Origin of the sequence: Pseudomonas sp. PDM18 (assembly GCF_014852585.1) — a bacterium.
Taxonomy (GTDB): Bacteria; Pseudomonadota; Gammaproteobacteria; order Pseudomonadales; family Pseudomonadaceae; genus Pseudomonas.
On sequence record NZ_JACVBX010000005.1, the window covers coordinates 221008 to 238169 of the forward strand.

The 17162-nt window shown below is 66.3% G+C and carries 17 protein-coding genes; 9 read left to right on the plus strand and 8 right to left on the minus strand.

Annotated features, from left to right (window positions below; genetic code table 11):
- Positions 1-137: 137 nt before the first annotated feature.
- From IB274_RS13010 to IB274_RS13040, 7 genes are read right to left on the minus strand one after another with little or no spacing between them, the layout of a single operon-like run.
- Entirely contained in the window at positions 138-560 is a 423-nt protein-coding gene (locus IB274_RS13010; RefSeq protein ID WP_192432368.1) for a flagellar FliJ family protein, read from the minus strand.
- Complete coding sequence (fliI, locus tag IB274_RS13015; RefSeq protein ID WP_192432369.1) at positions 560-1891, minus strand: flagellar protein export ATPase FliI; 1332 nt, start codon at positions 1889-1891, stop codon at positions 560-562. Before fliI ends, IB274_RS13010 begins: the two co-directional genes overlap by 1 nt.
- A gap of 2 nt (positions 1892-1893) precedes the next feature.
- Entirely contained in the window at positions 1894-2592 is a 699-nt protein-coding gene (gene fliH, locus IB274_RS13020; protein ID WP_192432370.1) for a flagellar assembly protein FliH, read from the minus strand.
- 6 nt (positions 2593-2598) lie between these two features.
- On the minus strand, positions 2599-3639 hold the full coding sequence (locus IB274_RS13025; RefSeq protein WP_045213334.1) for a FliG C-terminal domain-containing protein: 1041 nt from the start codon (positions 3637-3639) through the stop codon (positions 2599-2601).
- The gene (gene fliF, locus IB274_RS13030) at positions 3617-5317 is read right to left on the minus strand and encodes a flagellar basal-body MS-ring/collar protein FliF (protein WP_192432371.1); all 1701 of its coding nucleotides are present in this window, start codon (positions 5315-5317) and stop codon (positions 3617-3619) included. The genes IB274_RS13025 and fliF overlap by 23 nt, the downstream gene beginning before the upstream one ends.
- A gap of 9 nt (positions 5318-5326) precedes the next feature.
- Positions 5327-5662: a flagellar hook-basal body complex protein FliE gene (locus tag IB274_RS13035; RefSeq protein WP_192432372.1), complete on the minus strand. Its 336-nt coding sequence runs from the start codon at positions 5660-5662 to the stop codon at positions 5327-5329.
- 23 nt (positions 5663-5685) lie between these two features.
- Entirely contained in the window at positions 5686-7065 is a 1380-nt protein-coding gene (locus IB274_RS13040; protein WP_192432495.1) for a sigma-54-dependent transcriptional regulator, read from the minus strand.
- 474 nt (positions 7066-7539) lie between these two features.
- On the opposite strand from IB274_RS13040, the gene IB274_RS13045 reads away from it, so the two are divergent.
- Genes IB274_RS13045 through IB274_RS13075 form a run of 7 tightly spaced genes read left to right on the plus strand, consistent with a single transcriptional unit; the run spans position 7540 to position 13812 of the window.
- Positions 7540-8379: a FliM/FliN family flagellar motor switch protein gene (locus tag IB274_RS13045; protein WP_192432373.1), complete on the plus strand. Its 840-nt coding sequence runs from the start codon at positions 7540-7542 to the stop codon at positions 8377-8379.
- On the plus strand, positions 8376-8747 hold the full coding sequence (locus tag IB274_RS13050) for a FliM/FliN family flagellar motor switch protein (protein WP_192432374.1): 372 nt from the start codon (positions 8376-8378) through the stop codon (positions 8745-8747). Before IB274_RS13045 ends, IB274_RS13050 begins: the two co-directional genes overlap by 4 nt.
- A complete protein-coding gene (gene fliP / locus IB274_RS13055; protein WP_192432375.1) occupies positions 8747-9499 on the plus strand; it encodes a flagellar type III secretion system pore protein FliP in 753 nt (250 codons plus the stop codon). Before IB274_RS13050 ends, fliP begins: the two co-directional genes overlap by 1 nt.
- A 10-nt stretch (positions 9500-9509) precedes the next feature.
- Positions 9510-9782, plus strand: coding sequence for a flagellar biosynthetic protein FliQ (locus IB274_RS13060; protein ID WP_138519859.1), 273 nt, complete (start codon positions 9510-9512; stop codon positions 9780-9782).
- A 4-nt stretch (positions 9783-9786) separates the two neighbouring features.
- A complete protein-coding gene (gene fliR / locus IB274_RS13065; RefSeq protein ID WP_192432376.1) occupies positions 9787-10587 on the plus strand; it encodes a flagellar biosynthetic protein FliR in 801 nt (266 codons plus the stop codon).
- Complete coding sequence (flhB, locus tag IB274_RS13070; protein WP_192432377.1) at positions 10580-11713, plus strand: flagellar biosynthesis protein FlhB; 1134 nt, start codon at positions 10580-10582, stop codon at positions 11711-11713. The genes fliR and flhB overlap by 8 nt, the downstream gene beginning before the upstream one ends.
- Before the next feature lie 2 nt (positions 11714-11715).
- Complete coding sequence (locus IB274_RS13075; RefSeq protein WP_192432378.1) at positions 11716-13812, plus strand: flagellar biosynthesis protein FlhA; 2097 nt, start codon at positions 11716-11718, stop codon at positions 13810-13812.
- A 48-nt stretch (positions 13813-13860) separates the two neighbouring features.
- Here IB274_RS13075 and IB274_RS13080 read toward each other — a convergent pair whose 3' ends face one another.
- Positions 13861-14223: a PilZ domain-containing protein gene (locus tag IB274_RS13080; protein WP_192432379.1), complete on the minus strand. Its 363-nt coding sequence runs from the start codon at positions 14221-14223 to the stop codon at positions 13861-13863.
- 372 nt (positions 14224-14595) lie between these two features.
- Between IB274_RS13080 and IB274_RS13085 the strand changes: the two genes are divergently transcribed.
- A complete protein-coding gene (locus IB274_RS13085; protein WP_192294094.1) occupies positions 14596-15717 on the plus strand; it encodes a PAS domain-containing protein in 1122 nt (373 codons plus the stop codon).
- Positions 15714-17150, plus strand: a complete 1437-nt coding sequence (locus IB274_RS13090; RefSeq protein WP_192432380.1) for a sigma-54 interaction domain-containing protein — start codon at positions 15714-15716, stop codon at positions 17148-17150. Before IB274_RS13085 ends, IB274_RS13090 begins: the two co-directional genes overlap by 4 nt.
- The last annotated feature ends 12 nt before the right edge of the window (positions 17151-17162 follow it).

The following is a 17162-nucleotide window of genomic DNA, read 5'->3' on the forward strand; positions in this document are numbered from 1 at the left end:
CCGCCTCGCCGGAAAACTTAAATGCCGATTTTCGCGGAACAAACGGCGGATAACCGCTAGCGGTTATTCGCCCTACGGAACACCTGCGTAGGGCGCATAACGCGGAACGCGTTATCCGCCACTTCCGCCCCCCACACTCAAGCCCGCGCCCGCCACCAGGACTGCGCGGCGAGGCCATCCTGGATTTTCTGTTCCTGCTGCGCCAGCTGCAGCTGCCACTGGCAGACCTTGGCCTCGATCACCTGGGTCAGCACCTTCTCGCTGCGCATGGCTGCCATCAGCTCGCCCTGGATGCGCGCCAGGGTCTGCTCGGCGACTTCCAGCTCGCGGCGCTGCAGTTGCAGCATCTTGTGCAAGGTCGCCTTGTACTGCTGCTGGTTGTGTCGCTGCAGCGGCGTGCTGGTGGCCACGCTGAAGCCGCACAGGCGGTCCAGCCCGGTGATGTTGTTGCGATAGCGCTGGCAGAGGTTCTGCTGGTAATTCACCCGTCCCAGCAGTTCGCGGACCTTGCCGCCGCGGACGTCGGCCAGGCGCCCGAGCATGTCGATCTGCGTCTTCATCAGCGGCCCCCGACGATGCTTTGCAGGGTGGCGACGCTGTTGCCCAGCTCGGCGCCGTCGGCGGTCTCCTGGCGCAGGTAGCGTTCCAGCATCGGCGCCAACTGCACGGCGCGGTCGGTCTTCACGTCCATGCCTGGCGTGTAGCCGCCCAGCGGGATCAGCTCCCTGATGCGCTCATAGGTTCCGCTGAATTCCTTGAACTGCCGCGCCGCCGACAGGTGCAGCGGGTCCGCCACCTGGCTCATGCAGCGGCTGACCGAAGCGCCGATGTCGATGGCCGGGTAGTGCCCGACGTCCGCCAGCCGGCGCGACAGCACGATGTGCCCGTCAAGGATGGCGCGGGCGCAGTCGACGATCGGGTCCTGGTGATCGTCGCCCTCGGCCAGCACCGTGTAGATGGCGCTCAGGCTGCCGGCCTCGCCCTCGCCGTTGCCGGCGCTTTCGACCAGCTCCGGGAGCATGCCGAACACCGATGGCGGGTAGCCCTTGGTGGCCGGCGGTTCGCCCAGGGCCAGGGCGATCTCGCGCTGGGCCATGGCGTAGCGGGTCAGCGAATCCACCAGCAGCAGCACGTCCTTGCCCTGGTCGCGGAAGTAGGCGGCGATGCTGTGGCACAGTTCGGTGGCCTTCAGGCGCATCAGCGGCGACTCATTGGCCGGCGCCACCACCACGACCGCCTTCTGCAGCCCTTCCGGGCCGAGGGAATGCAGGATGAACTCCTGCACCTCGCGGCCGCGTTCGCCGATCAGCCCGACCACCACGACGTCGGCCTTGGTCTGCCGGGTGATCATCCCCAGCAGCACGCTCTTGCCCACGCCGCTGCCGGCGAACAGGCCGACGCGCTGGCCCTTGCCCAGGGTCAGCAGGCCGTTGATGGCGCGCACACCGACATCCAGCGGCTCGGACACCGGGCGCCGGCGCAGCGGGTTTACGTTCGGCAATTCAGTGGGCAGCGGGTGGCGGCCGGCGAGCTTGCCGAGGCCGTCCAGGGGTTCGCCGAGGCCGTTGACCACGCGCCCCAGCCAGGAATGATCGATGTGCAGCACGGCTTCGTCCGGCGCCGGGAAGACCCGCGAGCCGGAGGTCAGGCCGACGGGCTTCTTGAAGGGCATGAGGTAGGTGATGTCACGGTTGAAGCCAACGACCTGCGCCTCCAGGCGCTCGCCGTCGGCGACTTCCACGTAGCAGCGCTGGCCGGTCATGCGCCGGCAGCCGAGGCTTTCCAGCAACAGGCCGGAGACGCGCACCAGGCGACCGCTGACCCGCGCCAGCTGGACCGAGTCCAGCGAGCGCAGCGCTTCTTCGAGCTTGAAGCCGTCGCCCAGGGCCATCGTCAGTCTTCGTCCTGCAGGTGCGCGCTCAGGGCTTCCATGCAACTGTCCAGGCGCTGCTGGCAACCGATGTCGGCTTCCGCCTGGGCGGTGACGACGCGGCATTCGCCCAGCGCCAGGCGTTCGTCCGGCACCAGGCGCCACTTGGCGGCGCGCTCGGGGTTCAGCTCGCGGATGCGCGCGCATTCTTCCGGATTGAGCAGGATCTGCACCTCGCCCTGCTCGCCCGGCATGGCCGCGAGGGCTTCCTCGGCCAGGGTCAGCAACTGGGTGGGGTTGAGCGTCAGCTCGACCCGGATGACCTGTTTCGCGACCTTCTGCACCAGCTCCAGCAGCTCCTTCTGGCGGCTGCGCTGGAGGGCCTGGTGGTACTCGCCGAAGGCCTCGACGGCGGCCTGCAGCGGCGCGCTGGCCTCGTCGAACACCTGGCGACCCGCAGCGCGGCCTTCCTCGCGGCCCTTGCGCAGGCCGTCCTGGCGACCGGCCTCGAAACCTTCGCGCAGGCCGGCTTCACGGCCTTCGCCGACGCCGTCCTGGTAGCCCTTCTCCAGGCCTTCCTGGAAGCCTTCGGAGATGGCCCGCTGGCGCGCCGCCGGGTCGCTGTCCCAGCCATGGTTGTCGGCGCTGGCGGTGGCGCAGCGCGGCGGGAAGCGGTAGGGGCGCCAGGCGCGGCTGTCGGCCTTGATGACTTTGATCGCCATGCGCGGTTACTCCACCGTCTGCTCGCGGAACAGCTGTACCTGCAGGTCGCCCTCGGCGGCCAGCTCGCGCACCACGCCCATGATGTCCTTGCGCACCTGCTCCACGCGGCTCAGCGGCACCGGGCCCTGGCGGCGGTTGATCGACTCCATCTGCTGCGCCTGGCGCTTGGGCATGGCGCCCTGGATGGCGCGCACCAGCTCGGGCTCGGCGCCCTTGAGGGCGACCACCCACTCGTCCAGCGGAATGACTTCCAGCAGGGTCTGCAGCACTTCCTGGTTCTGCCGGGAGAGGATGAAGAAGTCGTACATCTCGTCTTCGATCTTGCCGACCAGGTCGTCGTTGTGCGCGCGCAGCAGCTCGAACATCTGGTTACGGTCGCCCTTGAAGCGGTTCATGATGTCCGCCGCCTGCTTGACCCCGCGCACCTGCGAACCCTGAGTGGAGAGCACGCGCAGGCTGCGGTCGATCAGTTGTTCCAGCTCGGCGATCACGTCGCTGTTCACTTCACTGAGGTTGGCGATGCGGAACAGCAGCTCGTCCTGGCGCTCCGGCGGCATGGCTTCGAGCACGTCGGTGGCCATGCCCGGCGGCAGGAAGGCGAGGAACACCGCCTGCATCTGCGCGTGTTCCTTGGCAATCAGCGCGGCGAACTGCTTGGGATCGATCCACTCCATCCGTGCCATCTTGGCGCGGATTTCCTCGCCGTAGATGCTGTCCAGCAGGTTGCGCGTGATGTCGCTGCCCAGCGCCTTGCCGAGCATGCCAGCGAGGTAGGAGCGCGAGGCGCCCTTGATGCTGGATTGCAGCTTGTAGTCGTCGAAGAACCGGCCGATCACGTCGGAGACGGTGTTCTGCTTGACGTTCGACAGCCGCGCCATCGCCTGGCTGATGCTGACGATCTCCTCGCGGCTGAAATTGCGCAGGATGCCGGAAGAGGCTTCGTCACCCATGCTCAGCATGAGGATCGCCGCCTGTTCCAGGGAGCTCACGGCGCGCATCTGCGGGCCGCGCTTTTTCGTTTCTTCAGGCAGGCTCGTGTCGGTCATTGCGGCCAATCCAGTGCTTGATCACTTCCGAGACCCGTTCCGGGTCGTTCTTCGCCAGCATCTGCAGATGCTCGATCTGGTGCTCCAGGCCCGAACCCGGCGCCGGCAGGCGGATTTCCGAGAGCGGGTTCAACTCGCCGAGCACGTTGAGCCCGCCGACGCTTTCGCTGCCCAGCGACAGACGCCGCTCGGCATCCAGCGCCAATGGATACTCGGCGGCGCCTTCAGGCAGCTCGGCGGTGGCCGTCGGCTGCACGCGCTGGGTCAGGCTGCGCACGGCCGGGCGCACACCGAACAGCAGGAACAGCAGCGCAATCAGGCCGAGCACGGTATAGCGCACCAGCGACTGCAGGGCGCTGCTCTCCCACCAGCTGGCGGTGGACTCTTCCACCGCGGTGGCGGCGAAGGGAAACACGCTGACGGTGATCAGGTCGCCGCGCTGGGCATTGAAGCCCACGGCGCTTTTCACCATGGTTTCGAGGTCGGCACGGGCCTTGTCGGTCCAGCCGCCCTCGGGCGCGGTGGAGGCGTTGATCACCACGGCGACGCTCTGCTGGCGCAGGGCGAAGGCCGGGTACTTGATGTGGGTGACGCTCTGGTCGAAGTCGTTCTGCCGAGTGGCTTCCTCGCGGGTCGAGGTCGCGGCCTTGTTGTCGGTACTGGCGACCTTGCCGTTACCCGGAGTAGCCTGGTTATTGCCCTGGGCATTGTTCTGACCCTGCTGCTGTTGCGGCGGCGGCTCCGGCGGACGGTTGCTCAGCGAGCCGGGCACGCCGAGGGCAAGCTGGTCCAGCGTGCTCTCGTTGCGCAGCACTTCGCTGCGCAGGCGCGGCGCTTCGCCGTAGGCCTGCAGGGTTTCTTCCTTCTGGCTGAAGTCGATGTCGGCGGACACGCTGATACGGTAGTTGCCCAGGCCGAGCACCGGCGCCAGCACTTCCTCGACATTGCCCACGGCCTTGCGCTGGTACTCGTCCACCGCCTGCCAGTTCTGAGAGGGACCGCCGACGCCGCTGATGCCGCGCGACAGCAGCACGCCGTTCTGGTCGACCACGCTGACGTCTTCGGGCTTCAACTGCGGCACGCTGCCGGCGACCAGGTTGACGATGGCGCCGACCTGCTCCGGGCTAAGCCGCTGGCCGGGCGCCAGTTGCAGCAGCACCGAAGCCTTGGCCGGGTCACGCCGGCCGACCACGAAGGAATTGCTGTCCTCACGGGCGACGTGCACGCGCGCCTGCTCGATGCCTTTCAGGCCCATGATGGTGCGCGCCAGCTCGCCTTCCAGGCTGCGCTTCAGGCGCACGTCCTGGAGGAAGTGACTGGTGCCCAGCGGCTCGTCCTTGTCGAACAGCTCGTAGCCGGCCGGCATGGACACCTTCACGCCCTTGGCTGCGAGCAGCATGCGGGCGCGCGCCAGGTCTTCCTCGCGCACCAGCACCTGGCCGCTCTGCGGATGCAGGCGGTAGTCGAAGGCCTCGGCGTCCAGCACCTGCATCACGTCGGCGGCCGGGTAGGCTTCGCCGGCGCCATACAGCGGGCGGTAGGCGCCCTGGTCGCGCCACAGATAGAAGACCACGGCAGCGGCCAGCAGGGCGGCGCCCAGGGCGATGCCGAGCAGGCCCAGGCGCGGGTCGAGCTTGAGTTTGTCGAGCGGCAGGCGCCCCTTGAGATTCTGCAGCACTGTCAGTCCTTACAGCGGCATGCGGATGATTTCGTCGAAAGCGCCGGTGAGCTTGTTGCGCACCTGCAGCAGCGCGGAGAACGACACGCTGGCCTTCTGGCTCTGGATCATGGCGCCGACCAGGTCTTCGCTCTGGCCGCTGTCCACCGCGGCCATGGCGGCGCTGGACTTGTGCTGCTCGGCGTCCACCGAGCGCAGTGCCTGCTCGAAGCTGGCGCCGATGCCCTGCGCCGGCGCATTGCCCGAGAGCGGCGCGGCGGGGCGCACGGCCGGGCCGCTGGCCAGGTCGGCGTAACGGTTCATCCGGTCCAGCATGTCCTGCTGCACCTGCATGATCGAACTCATGGAAGTTTCCCCCGGAAACGAAATCAGAACTGCACCTGCACGCCCTGCTCACGCATCGCGTTGAGCCGGTAGCGCAGCGCGCGAGTGGTCATGCCCAGGCTCTGTGCGGCCTTGGTCTTGTGCCCGCCGAAACGGCGGATGGTGTCGATGACGTGCTGGTACTCGGCGAGCTTGCCGCTGGCGCGCAGGGCGGCACGGCCGCCTTCGGCCGCCAGTGGGATCACCGCGGCGACGGTACCGGCAGGCGCATCCGGCGCGGCCAGGCCGAGATCGCGGGGCTGGATGAACAGGCCGTTGCGCAGCACCAGGGCGCGTTGCAGGGTGTTCTCCAGCTCACGCACGTTGCCCGGCCAGTCGTGTTGCAGCAGCGCTCGGCTCGCGGATTCGGTCAGCAAGTCGTGATCGGCGTCCTGCGGGGCGTACTGGCGGATGAAGCGTCGCGCCAGCGGCAGCACGTCTTCCTTGCGCTCGCGCAGGGGCGAGATGTGCAGCGGTAGCACGTCGAGGCGGAACATCAGATCGGCGCGGAAGCGCCCTTCGCTGACTTCAGCCTGCAGGTCGCGGTTGGTGGCGGCGATGATGCGCACGTCCAGCTCGATCTCGCGGCGCCCGCCCAGGCGCTCCACGCGCTGCTCCTGCAGCACGCGCAGCAGCTTGGCCTGCAGGGCCAGCGGCAGTTCGCCGATCTCGTCCAGCAGCAGGGTGCCGCCATTGGCCAGTTCGAACTTGCCCGGCTGGGCAGTCACCGCACCGGTGAAGGCGCCGCGCTCGTGGCCGAAGAGGATGGATTCGAGCATCGCCTCGGGGATCGCCGCGCAGTTCACCGCGATGAAGGGCGCGTCCGGGGTGGCGATGCCATGGATATAACGGGCCAGCAGTTCCTTGCCGGTGCCGGTCTCGCCGGTGATCAGGATCGGTGCGCGGGTCTGCGCGACGCGTTGCGCCATGGCCAGCAGGCGGCGGCCGGCCTGAGAGCGGGAGACGAACAGTTCCTGGGCGGCGCTGGAGGCTTCCTGGCGACGCAGCAGCGCGGCCAGCTGGCCGGCGCCGAAAGGCGAGAGCAGGTAGTCGACGCAACCCAGGTCGAGCAGGGTGGCGGCCTTGTCCTGCTCTTCATAGCCGACGATGGGCACCACGTCACGCTCGCGGCCATCGCTGAGCAGCGCGCCGACCTGGGCATAAAGGTCCGGGGCGGGGAAGGCGCCGGCGAGGATGAACAGCAGGACAGCGTCGCTGCGCGCACGGGCCAGTTCGGCGAATCCGGAGAAGCGTTCGACGCGGCAGCCTTCGGCCAGCAGCGCCTGCAAAAGGAGGGCGTGAGCGGCGTCCGAGGACGGCCCGATGATCGCAACTTTTTTCTGCGCCGGCCGCTCTTCGAGCAGCGTTTCACATAATTGATCGATCGACTGGCTTAAACTGTTCACCGCAACTTTCCATTCGCTAGTGCGTTCGAAACCCCTGTCCTCGTTCAACGCCAGCGTCGGCCGGAAAACTCTCTCGGCGACTGCGGAACTTCTTCATGGACCGGGTATCTCACGGGTGGCATTGCAACAACTTCGTCATATTCAAAGTCGCTGCAACCTGTAACTAACTCACCCACACTAACAAGTGCCAGCACTACGCCATAGCTTCCCGCCGATTAATTAAGATCAATAGAAAAAAAGTTCCGTCAAAAACATCATTTGATATCTATTGATTTAATCGGGCGACCTCAGATCGCTATCATTCCGCCATGTCAGCAGCCGTGACGCCTCAGTCACAGGGCACTACGACATACAGAGCATGCCGCGAGCAACGATCAGCCGACCCCGGCGGTCACGACACCTCCCGTGTCCTTGGGCAGATGGCAGATCGAACCTGGAAGTACGACGCTGAGCATGACTGGTAAATCAAAAGTCCACCATGGCGTGCCCGCCGATAGTCTGATTCGACTGAAACCGCAGAAACTCGGCCGGCATTATCACAAGATTCCGCAGTACATCAAAGAGATATCCGGAAAATATCCGAGGATTATCAGCGACTACTTCCTGCGGCATTATCGAATCAATCTCGAGCTGGATAACCTGACCATTCACGAGGAACTTCCCCGTGAACTGGAGTGTTTATTCGACTCGCCCTTGGGCAAGTTCGGTTTCGCGATGGACCGCGCCCTACTCACCGAAGTCATCGAGTGCTATTACGGCGGCACCGTGGTCGCCAATCGCGACACGCCGCCGATCAGCAGCTCCGAGCAGCGCATGCTCGACCGCCTCGGCCTGGACGTGGTGGACCTGTTCGGCCGCGCCCTGCTGATGGGCGAATCGGTCGGCCGTCTGCAGCAGATCGACCCCACCTATGAAGAAGTGCAGTGGGAGTACGTCGCCGAGTTCAGCTACGTCAGCCACCTGACGGGCGAGCGCTCCTCGCTCTACCTCTACCTGGACAACCCGCTGGCGGACGAACTGACCCGCCGCCTCGCCGGCCCGCCGCCGCCGCGCCTCACCGGCAACCCGGTGGAGCACATCAAGCACCTGCCGCTGCGCCTGGACTGCGTGGTCGCCGCCGCGCGCCTGCCGCTGTCGCAAGTGCTGGCCCTGGAGCCGGGCGATGTGCTGACGATCCGCCCGCTGGAGCGCGTCGACGTGCGGGTCAACCAGCAGAAGCTGTTCCGCGGCGCCATCTTCGAAGACGACGGCACCCTCTTCCTCTCCTCTCTGGAAAGCGTGAAAAACCCATGACCGGTTCTCTCTCCGACTCCGAGTTCGAGTCGCTGATCAACGACGGCGACCTGGGCCTCACCCAGGATGTCACCGACATCCCCGCCGAACCCGTGCGCGCGCCGCTGCCGCAGCAAGACCTGGCCTTCTTCGGCAAGATCCCAGTGAACGTCACCCTGGAAGTCGCCTCGGTGGAAATCTCGCTGAAGGAGCTGATGGACGTCGATGCCAGCAGCGTGATCATCCTCGACAAGCTCGCCGGCGAGCCGCTGGACGTGAAGGTCAACGGCGCGCTGTTCGCCAAGGCCGAGGTGGTGGTGATGAACGGCAACTACGGCCTGCGCGTGCTCGAATTGTGCGGCGCCAGCCTCGACGCCCTGACGGCGTGATGCTGCCGCGCTGCCTGGCCACGCTTGGCCTGCTCATCGCCGCGCTCTGCCCGCTCTACGCGCAGGCGGCCGGCGGCGAGGTCACGCTGTTCAACCTGCACGATACGGCGGACGGCCAGGCCTTCAGCGTCAAGCTGCAGATCCTCATCGTCATGACCCTGCTGGGCTTCCTTCCGGCGATGCTCATGCTGATGACCTGCTTCACCCGCTTCGTCATCGTGCTGGCAATCCTCCGGCAAGCCATCGGCCTGCAGCAGAGCCCGCCGAACAATGTGCTGGTGGGCATCGCCCTGGTGATGACCCTGCTGGTCATGCGCCCGGTCTGGCAGGACGTGTACAGCAACGCCTACCAGCCCTTCGAGGCCGACCAGATCAGCCTGGAAGACGGCCTGGGCCGCGCCAAGCACACCCTCAGCCGGTTCATGCTCGCGCAGACCAACCGCACCTCGCTGGAAACCATGGTCAGCCTGGCCGGCGAGACGGTGCCGGAGAACCTCGACGACCTGGACTTCTCCCTGCTGCTGCCGTCGTTCGTGCTCAGCGAGCTGAAGACCGCGTTCCAGCTGGGCTTCATGATCTTCATCCCGTTCCTGGTGATCGACCTGGTGGTCGCCAGCGTGCTGATGGCGATGGGCATGATGATGCTCTCGCCGATGATGATTTCGCTGCCGTTCAAGCTGATGATCTTCGTGCTGGTGGACGGCTGGGCCCTGATGATGGGCACGCTGACCAGCAGTGTGCAGCCGTTCTAGGGACCCTGCCATGCTCACTCCGGAAAGCGCCGTCGATATTGTTTCCAACGCCGTGCACATCACCGCGCTGATCGTCTGCGTGCTGATCGTGCCGAGCCTGATCGGTGGCCTGCTGGTGAGCATTTTCCAGGCGGCCACGCAGATCAACGAGCAGATGCTCAGCTTCCTGCCACGCCTGCTGATCACCCTGGGGATGCTGGTGTTCGCCGGCCACTGGATCCTGCGCACGCTGTCGGAGCTGTTCATCCAGTCGTTCCACCAGGCGGGCCGCCTGGTCGGCTGATGCCATGCAGCACGGCGCATCCTTCCTGCAGGCCTTCGACTATCTGCAGACACTGCAGGCCTGGTGGTGGCCCTTCTGCCGGATCATGGCGGTGTTCGCCCTGGCGCCGATCTTCAGCCACAAGGCGATCCCCATGCGCCTGCGGGTCCTTCTCGGGCTGGCGCTGACCGTCGCCCTGGGCGCCGCACTGCCGCGCCCGCCGGCCATCGACCCGCTGTCGGCGCAGGGTCTGCTGGTGGCGCTGGAGCAGATCGCCTTCGGCCTGATGCTGGGCCTTTCGCTGATGCTGGTGTTCACCGTGTTCACCCTGGTCGGCGATGTGATCTCCACCCAGCTGGGCCTGAGCATGGCGGTGTACAACGACCCCATGAACGGCGTGTCGTCGTCCTCGATCCTCTACCAGCTGTACTTCATCCTGCTGGTGTTCCTGTTCCTCTCCATCGACGGCCACCTGCTGGTGGTGAGCATCCTCTACCAGAGCTTCGTCTACTGGCCGGTGGGCAGCGGGCTGCATTACCTGGGGCTGGAATCGGTGGTGGGCAGCCTCGCCTGGGTGTTCGCCGCCGCCGTGCTGATCACCCTGCCGGTGGTGTTCTGCATGACCCTGGTGCAGTTCTGCTTCGGCCTGCTCAACCGCATCTCGCCGGCGCTCAACCTGTTTTCCTTGGGCTTTCCCATGGCGATCCTGGCGGGCCTGGCGTGCATCTGGCTGACCCTGCCGGACATCCCCGAGAACTACCTGAAACTCACCCGCCAGTTGCTCGATGCCATCGGCGTGATCTTCCGCGAGGGGCGCCATGGCTGAGCAGCACAGCGCCCAGGAAAAGACCGAAGAGGCTTCCCAGCAGAAACTCAAGAAGAGCCGCGAGGACGGCCAGGTCAGCCGCTCCAAGGACCTCTCCACCACCCTCTCGCTGCTGGCCACGCTGATCGCCCTGAAGTTCTGTGTGGAGCACTTCTACGATGGCCTCAAGGAAGGCTTCGCGCTGTCCTTCATCGACCTGAGGAACAGCGAGATCGGCCTGGACGACCTGCCGCTGGTGCTCGGCCATCACCTGGTGCTGTTCATCACCACGCTGCTGCCGCTGCTGGTCACGCCACTGCTGGTGGTGCTGTTCTCGATGATCCCCGGCGGCTGGATCTTCTCCAGCAAGAACTTCATGCCCAAGCTGTCCAAGCTCAATCCCATCACCGGTTTGGGGCGTATCTTCTCGCTGCAGAACTGGACCGAACTGGCCAAGTCGCTGCTGAAGATCGCCGTGCTGATCGTCGTGGCGCTGTACCAGCTGCACGGCGCCCTGCCCGGCCTGCTCGCCCTGCAGCGCGGCGACGTGCGCACGGCGATCGCCACGGCCTTCGGCACCTTCTACGACATCACCCTGTCGCTGCTGGTGGTGTTCATCCTGTTCTCGGTCATCGATATCCCGATCCAGTATTTCTTCTTCAAGAAGAAGCTGCGCATGACCAAGCAGGAGCGCAAGGAAGAGCACAAGAACCAGGAAGGCCGCCCGGAAGTGAAGGCGCGCATCCGCCAGTTGCAGCGCCAGCTGGTGCACCGGCAGATCAGCAAGAGCATCAAGACCGCCGACGTGGTGATCGTCAACCCGGTGCACTTCGCCGTGGCGCTGCGCTACGACCCGAAGAAGGCCCAGGCGCCCTACGTGGTCGCCAAGGGCCTGGACGAAACCGCCCTGTACATCCGCAAGCTGGCCAAGACCCACGAGCTGGAAGTGCTGGAGCTGCCGCCACTGGCGCGCGCCATCTACGCCACCACCCAGGTCAACCAGCAGATCCCCGCGCAGCTGTACAAGGCCGTGGCCCACGTCCTCACCTACATCCTCCAGCTCAAGGCCTGGCGCTCCGGGCGCCGTGACCGCCCGGAGCTGATCCGTAACGTCCCCATCCCCGAAGAACTGCTGAACCGAGTCTGACCATGCGCCTACTGCAGTCACTATTGCCGACCTTCCAGAGCGGCCGCATCGGCATCCCGCTGATCATCCTGTCGATCCTCTCGATGATCATCCTGCCACTGCCGCCGCTGGTGCTGGACGCCCTGTTCACCTTCAACATCGTGGTGGCGATCCTGGTGCTGCTGGTCAGCGTGTCGTCGAAGAGTCCGCTGGACTTTTCCTTGCTGCCCACGGTGATCCTGGTCACCACGCTGCTGCGCCTGACCCTGAACGTCGCCTCCACCCGCGTGGTGCTGCTCGACGGCCACACCGGCACGGGCGCGGCGGGCAAGGTGATCGAGGCCTTCGGCCACGTGGTAATCGGCGGCAACTTCATCGTCGGCCTGATCGTCTTCGTGATCCTGATGATCATCAACTTCATGGTCATCACCAAGGGTGGCGAGCGCATCTCCGAGGTGACCGCACGCTTCACCCTGGACGCCCTGCCCGGCAAGCAGATGGCCATCGACGCCGACCTCAACGCCGGCCTGATCGACCAGAACGAAGCCAAGCGCCGGCGCTCGGAAGTGGCCAAGGAAGCCGACTTCTACGGCGCGATGGATGGTGCCTCGAAGTTCGTCCGCGGCGACGCCATCGCCGGCATCCTGATCCTGCTGATCAACCTGTTCGGCGGCCTGGCCATCGGCGTGTTCGTCTACGACCTGCCGGCGGGCGCAGCCTTCCAGCGCTACGCCCTGCTGACCATCGGCGACGGCCTGGTGGCGCAGATCCCGGCGCTGCTGCTGTCCACCGCAGCGGCGATCATCGTCACGCGGGTCAACGAATCGGCGGAAATCACCAGCCTGGTGCGCAAGCAGATGCTCGCCTCGCCGTCGCTGCTCTATACCGTCGCCGGCATACTCGTGGTGCTCGGCCTGGTACCGGGCATGCCGCACGTGGCGTTCTTCGCCTTCGCCGCGCTGGTGGCCTTCATTGCCTGGCGCCTGGCGCTGGCCGGCCCGCCGATCGAGGCACAGACCCTGGAGCAGACCCAGGCGCTGACGCATGCCATGGACCAGGAGCGCGCCCAGCAGCTGGGCTGGGAAGACATCCCGCTGGTGGAGCGGCTGTCGATCTCGCTGGGCTACAAGCTGGTCAGCCTGGTCAACGAGGCCAGCGGCGCGCCGCTGCCGCAGCGGATTCGCGGGGTGCGCCAGACGTTGTCGGAGAGCCTGGGCTTCCTCCTGCCGGAAGTGCAGATTCGTGACAGCCTGCGCCTGAAGGCCTCGCAGTACGCCATCCACATCAACGGCGAGCGCATCGACGGCGCGGAAATCCATGCCGACCGGCTGATGGCGATTCCCTCGCCGGAACTCTACGGCGAGATCGACGGCATCCTCGGCGTTGACCCGGCGTACCGCATGCAGGTGGTGTGGATTCTCCCGGCGGACAAGTCCCGCGCGCTCAACCTGGGCTACCAGGTGATCGACTGCGCCAGCGTGGTCGCCACGCACCTGAACAAGGTGGTGCGCGAGCACCTGCCGGACATCTTCAAGCACGACGATGTCGAGCACCTGATGCAGCGCCTGACCCTGCAGGCGCCCAAGCTGGCCGAATCACTGAAGGCGCAGCTGACCTATTCGCAGCAGCACCGGGTGTTCCGCCAGCTGCTGCAGGAGGAGGTGGCGCTCAAGGACATCGTCACCATCGCCAGCGCCCTGCTCGAAGGCAGCGAGACCACCAAGGACCCGGTACTGCTGGCTTCCGACGTGCGCTATGCGCTGCGCCGCAGCATCGTTTCCTCGATTGCCGGCGACCGCCCGGAGCTGACCGTGTTCGTCCTGGAGAACGCCCTGGAGAACACCCTGCTCGGCGCCCTGAGCATCGCCCAGCAGGCCGGCCCGGTGAGCCTGGACAACATCCCGGTGGAGCCCAGCCTGCTCAACCAGCTGCAGCACAGCATGCCGGTGGTGAAGGAAAAACTGCGCAAGGAAGGCCACCCGCCGATCCTCACCGTGATGCCGCAACTGCGACCGCTGCTGGCGCGTTATGCGCGGGTGTTCAGCCCGGGGCTGCACGTGCTGTCGCAGAACGAGATTCCGGAGCGGGTGGGGGTGCAGATTATGGGGACGTTGGGGTAGGGAGTATTTTGGGAGAGGGTGCATCAGCCCGCACCCAAACCAACCCCATCACGACAACCGCGCCCGCCCCAACAGACTGCGGTTGAAACTCACCGACATCGACGTCACCAACTCAGTGAACGCCGCGCTCGGCCGGTCCAGCTTGAAGCCCTGCTCGAAGCGCGCGTTCTTGGCGTCCTTCTTCGACCACTGGCAGATCGCGGTGATATCCACCGAGCGGGTGTGGTCCTCGCGCACCGGAATCTCAAGGCGCATGTCGTAGCAGCTGCCCGGCGCCAGCGGGTCGTCCGTCACCAGCCGCAGGCCGCCCATCGAGACGTCCAGGACCACCCCCATGGGGTCGCCGCTCAGGCGGTTGGTCACGTTGATCTGGCCGATGTGGCGGAAGGTCAAACGGCGGTGTTTGCGCATGGCGGCCTCTTGTAGGGAGCGGGCTCTGGGACGGGCGCTTCAGGGAGCGAAACGCGCGCGCATCCTAGCAGCGCCAGTACCTCAAACGAACTCAAAAGCTATCAACTGGCCAGTATTTGCCGCGGGAATCGCTGCGCCTTCCATCGCGCGGCGCGGCGCTGCAGGCGTGCAGCGGATACTCTGCAATCTGCGCTGCAGGTCTGCGCTCAGTGCTGCGTTTTTGCATACATCCGTGCACGCAACCCCACGGCACACGGGGTTTCAGGCTGGCATGCAACATGCCTTGGTCTCCTTGAGTGCCGCTTGTTCGCGGCCGTGCGGCCGCATCGCCGTGTTGGGAATTTGCCTTGGAGATCTGCCTTGGAGGGAGAAATGGACCCACTGAAACTGCTGCTGGACAGAGGCCTGCTGCTGTCCGACAGCCTGACGTCCCAAGGACGCTTCATCGAAGTCTCCGCCGAGCAGACCGACCAGCTCGGCTACGCGCCCGGCTCGCTGGATGGCCAGGGCGCCGAGCTGATCTACACCGCCGACTCGCTGAACGCGCTGATGCAGCTGTTCGCCAGCCCGCCGGCCGATGAGCGCGTGCAGGACCTCGAACTGACCCTGATCCGCCACAACGGCGGCCTGCTGCCGGTGCTCGCCAGCGGCGTGCTGCAATGGCGCGACGGCGAGCCCGCGCGCCTGCACCTGGTGAAGATGCCGCTGGGGCCGATCAGCCGCCGCCTGGGCGAGCTGCAGAGCGCCAACGAAGTGATGAGCCAGATGCTCTTCAGCGCGCGGGTGGCCTACTGGTGCATCGAGTTTGCCGAGTCGGTGGACGTGCGCGAGACGCCCGACGAGATCGTCCGCCAGGTATTCGAGAACCGCTCCTACTGGCGCATGTGCAACCGCGCCATGGCCAACATCTACGAGATGCCCGCCGACGTCGATTTCAGCGAGCAGCCGGTGCGCCTGTACTGGCCGCGCAGCCCGGCCAACGAAGAGTTCGTGCGGCGCCTGATCGAGGCGGAATTCCACGTCGACGGCGCGCTGTCGGTGGACCGCCGCCACGACGGCTCGCCGGCCTACGTGGAGAACGACGTGCGCGCCAGCATCCACAACGGCCGCATGCTGCGCATGTGGGGCAGCCTGCGCGACGTCAGCCAGGAGCTACGCATGCAACATGACGCCGAGCAGCGCATCGAAGCGCTGCGCCGGGTGTTCGACGCGGTGCCCGACGCCGTGCTGGTGATCGACGAGCAGGCCCAGCCGCAATGGCGCAACGCGGCCTTCGAGCAAACCTTCGGCATCACCCGCGCCGCCGGCCTGGCCTCGACGCTGAACCGCATGCCGCTGCCCGAACGAACCTGGCAGGTACTCGACCTGCCGGACCAGTTCGGCAACTACCAGTCCTTCAACAGCCACTGCTCGCGCATCCTCATCCGCGAGGGCGTGGCCTGGCGCGTCTTCGTGCTGCGCCAGGCAAACAACGCGACGGAGCTGCATCCATGAGCGAAGAAGGCTTCTTCGCACCGCTGCGCATGGGCATGCGCTCGTCGGTCAGCGCGTCGGGCGAGATGCTCTCCGCCCTGCTGGAAACGCCGGCGCTGCACGCCCTGCTGGACAGTTTCAGCGAGGCGCTGATCGTCTGCGACGGCGACTCGCGGGTGCGCTTCATCAACCTCGCAGCGGAACGGGTCAACCGCGTCACCCGCGTCGACGTGCTGGGCCTGCCGGACGTGGACTTCTTCCAGCGTTCGGCGCTGCAGTTCGACGACTTCCAACAGGCCCTGCAGCGTGGCGGCAAAAGCGCGCTGACCCGCTCGCGCGATGGCAGGGTGTTCCTCACCCGCGCCCAGGCGGTGCCCACCACGGCCTATGAGAAGCCCTACACCTTGCTGATCCAGCGCGAATACGAGCCGGGCACGGCGGGCAGCCTGCGCAGCCCTTCCGGGCGCGCCTCGACCACCGACCTGCAGGGCCTGGGCGACCCGCAGGACAACGCGCTGCACATGTCGCCGCTGCTGTCCTCCATCGCCGACATGGGCGTGCGCGCCTTCCGCCGCCGCGCGCGCCTGCTGCTTCTCGGCGAGCCCGGCGTGGGCAAGACCGCCATCGCCCGGCATATCCACCGCGCCGCCGGCTGGGGCGACCGGCCCTTCATCGACGTGAACTGCGCGAGCATTCCGGAAACCCTGTTCGAGTCGGAGATGTTCGGTTACGAGCGCGGCGCCTTCACCGGCGCGTTGCAGTCGGGCAAGCGCGGCTATATCGAGAGCGCCTCGGGCGGCACGCTGTTCCTCGACGAGATCGGCGAAATCCCGCTGCAGGTGCAGGCCAAGCTGCTCAAGTTCCTCGAGGACGGCACCATCCAGCCGGTGGGTTCGCCATTGTCCAAGCAGGTTCAGGTACAGGTGATCGCCGCGACCAACAAGGATTTGCGCGCCCAGGTGGCGGCCGGCGAATTCCGCGCCGACCTCTACTACCGCCTGGCCGTGCTGCCGGTGGAAATCCCGCCGCTGCGCGCCCACCGCGACGACCTGCCGGTGCTGATGGACATCCTCCTGGCGCGCATCAACCGCGACCGCCAGCCGCCGCTTCGGCTGGCATCAAGTTGCCGCGAACGTCTGCTGGGCTACGACTACCCCGGCAACATCCGCGAGCTGGTGAACATCTTCGAGCGCCTCGCCGTGCTGGCCGACGACGTGGCGGAAGAACTGCACCTGCCGCCGGAACTGCTCGGCGCGCCGCCGGCCGGTAGCCCCGTCGCCCTCGACGAACCGGCGGCGGCCATCGACGACCAGCCGCTCAAGGCGCAGGTGCAGCGCTACGAACGCCAGGTGATCCTGCGCGCGGTGCGCCTGTGCGGCAGCAAGCGCAAGGCGGCGATCCACCTGGGTATCGATGTCGGCACGCTGATCCGCAAGTTGCAGCGGGATGATTGAGCGCTCCCGCAA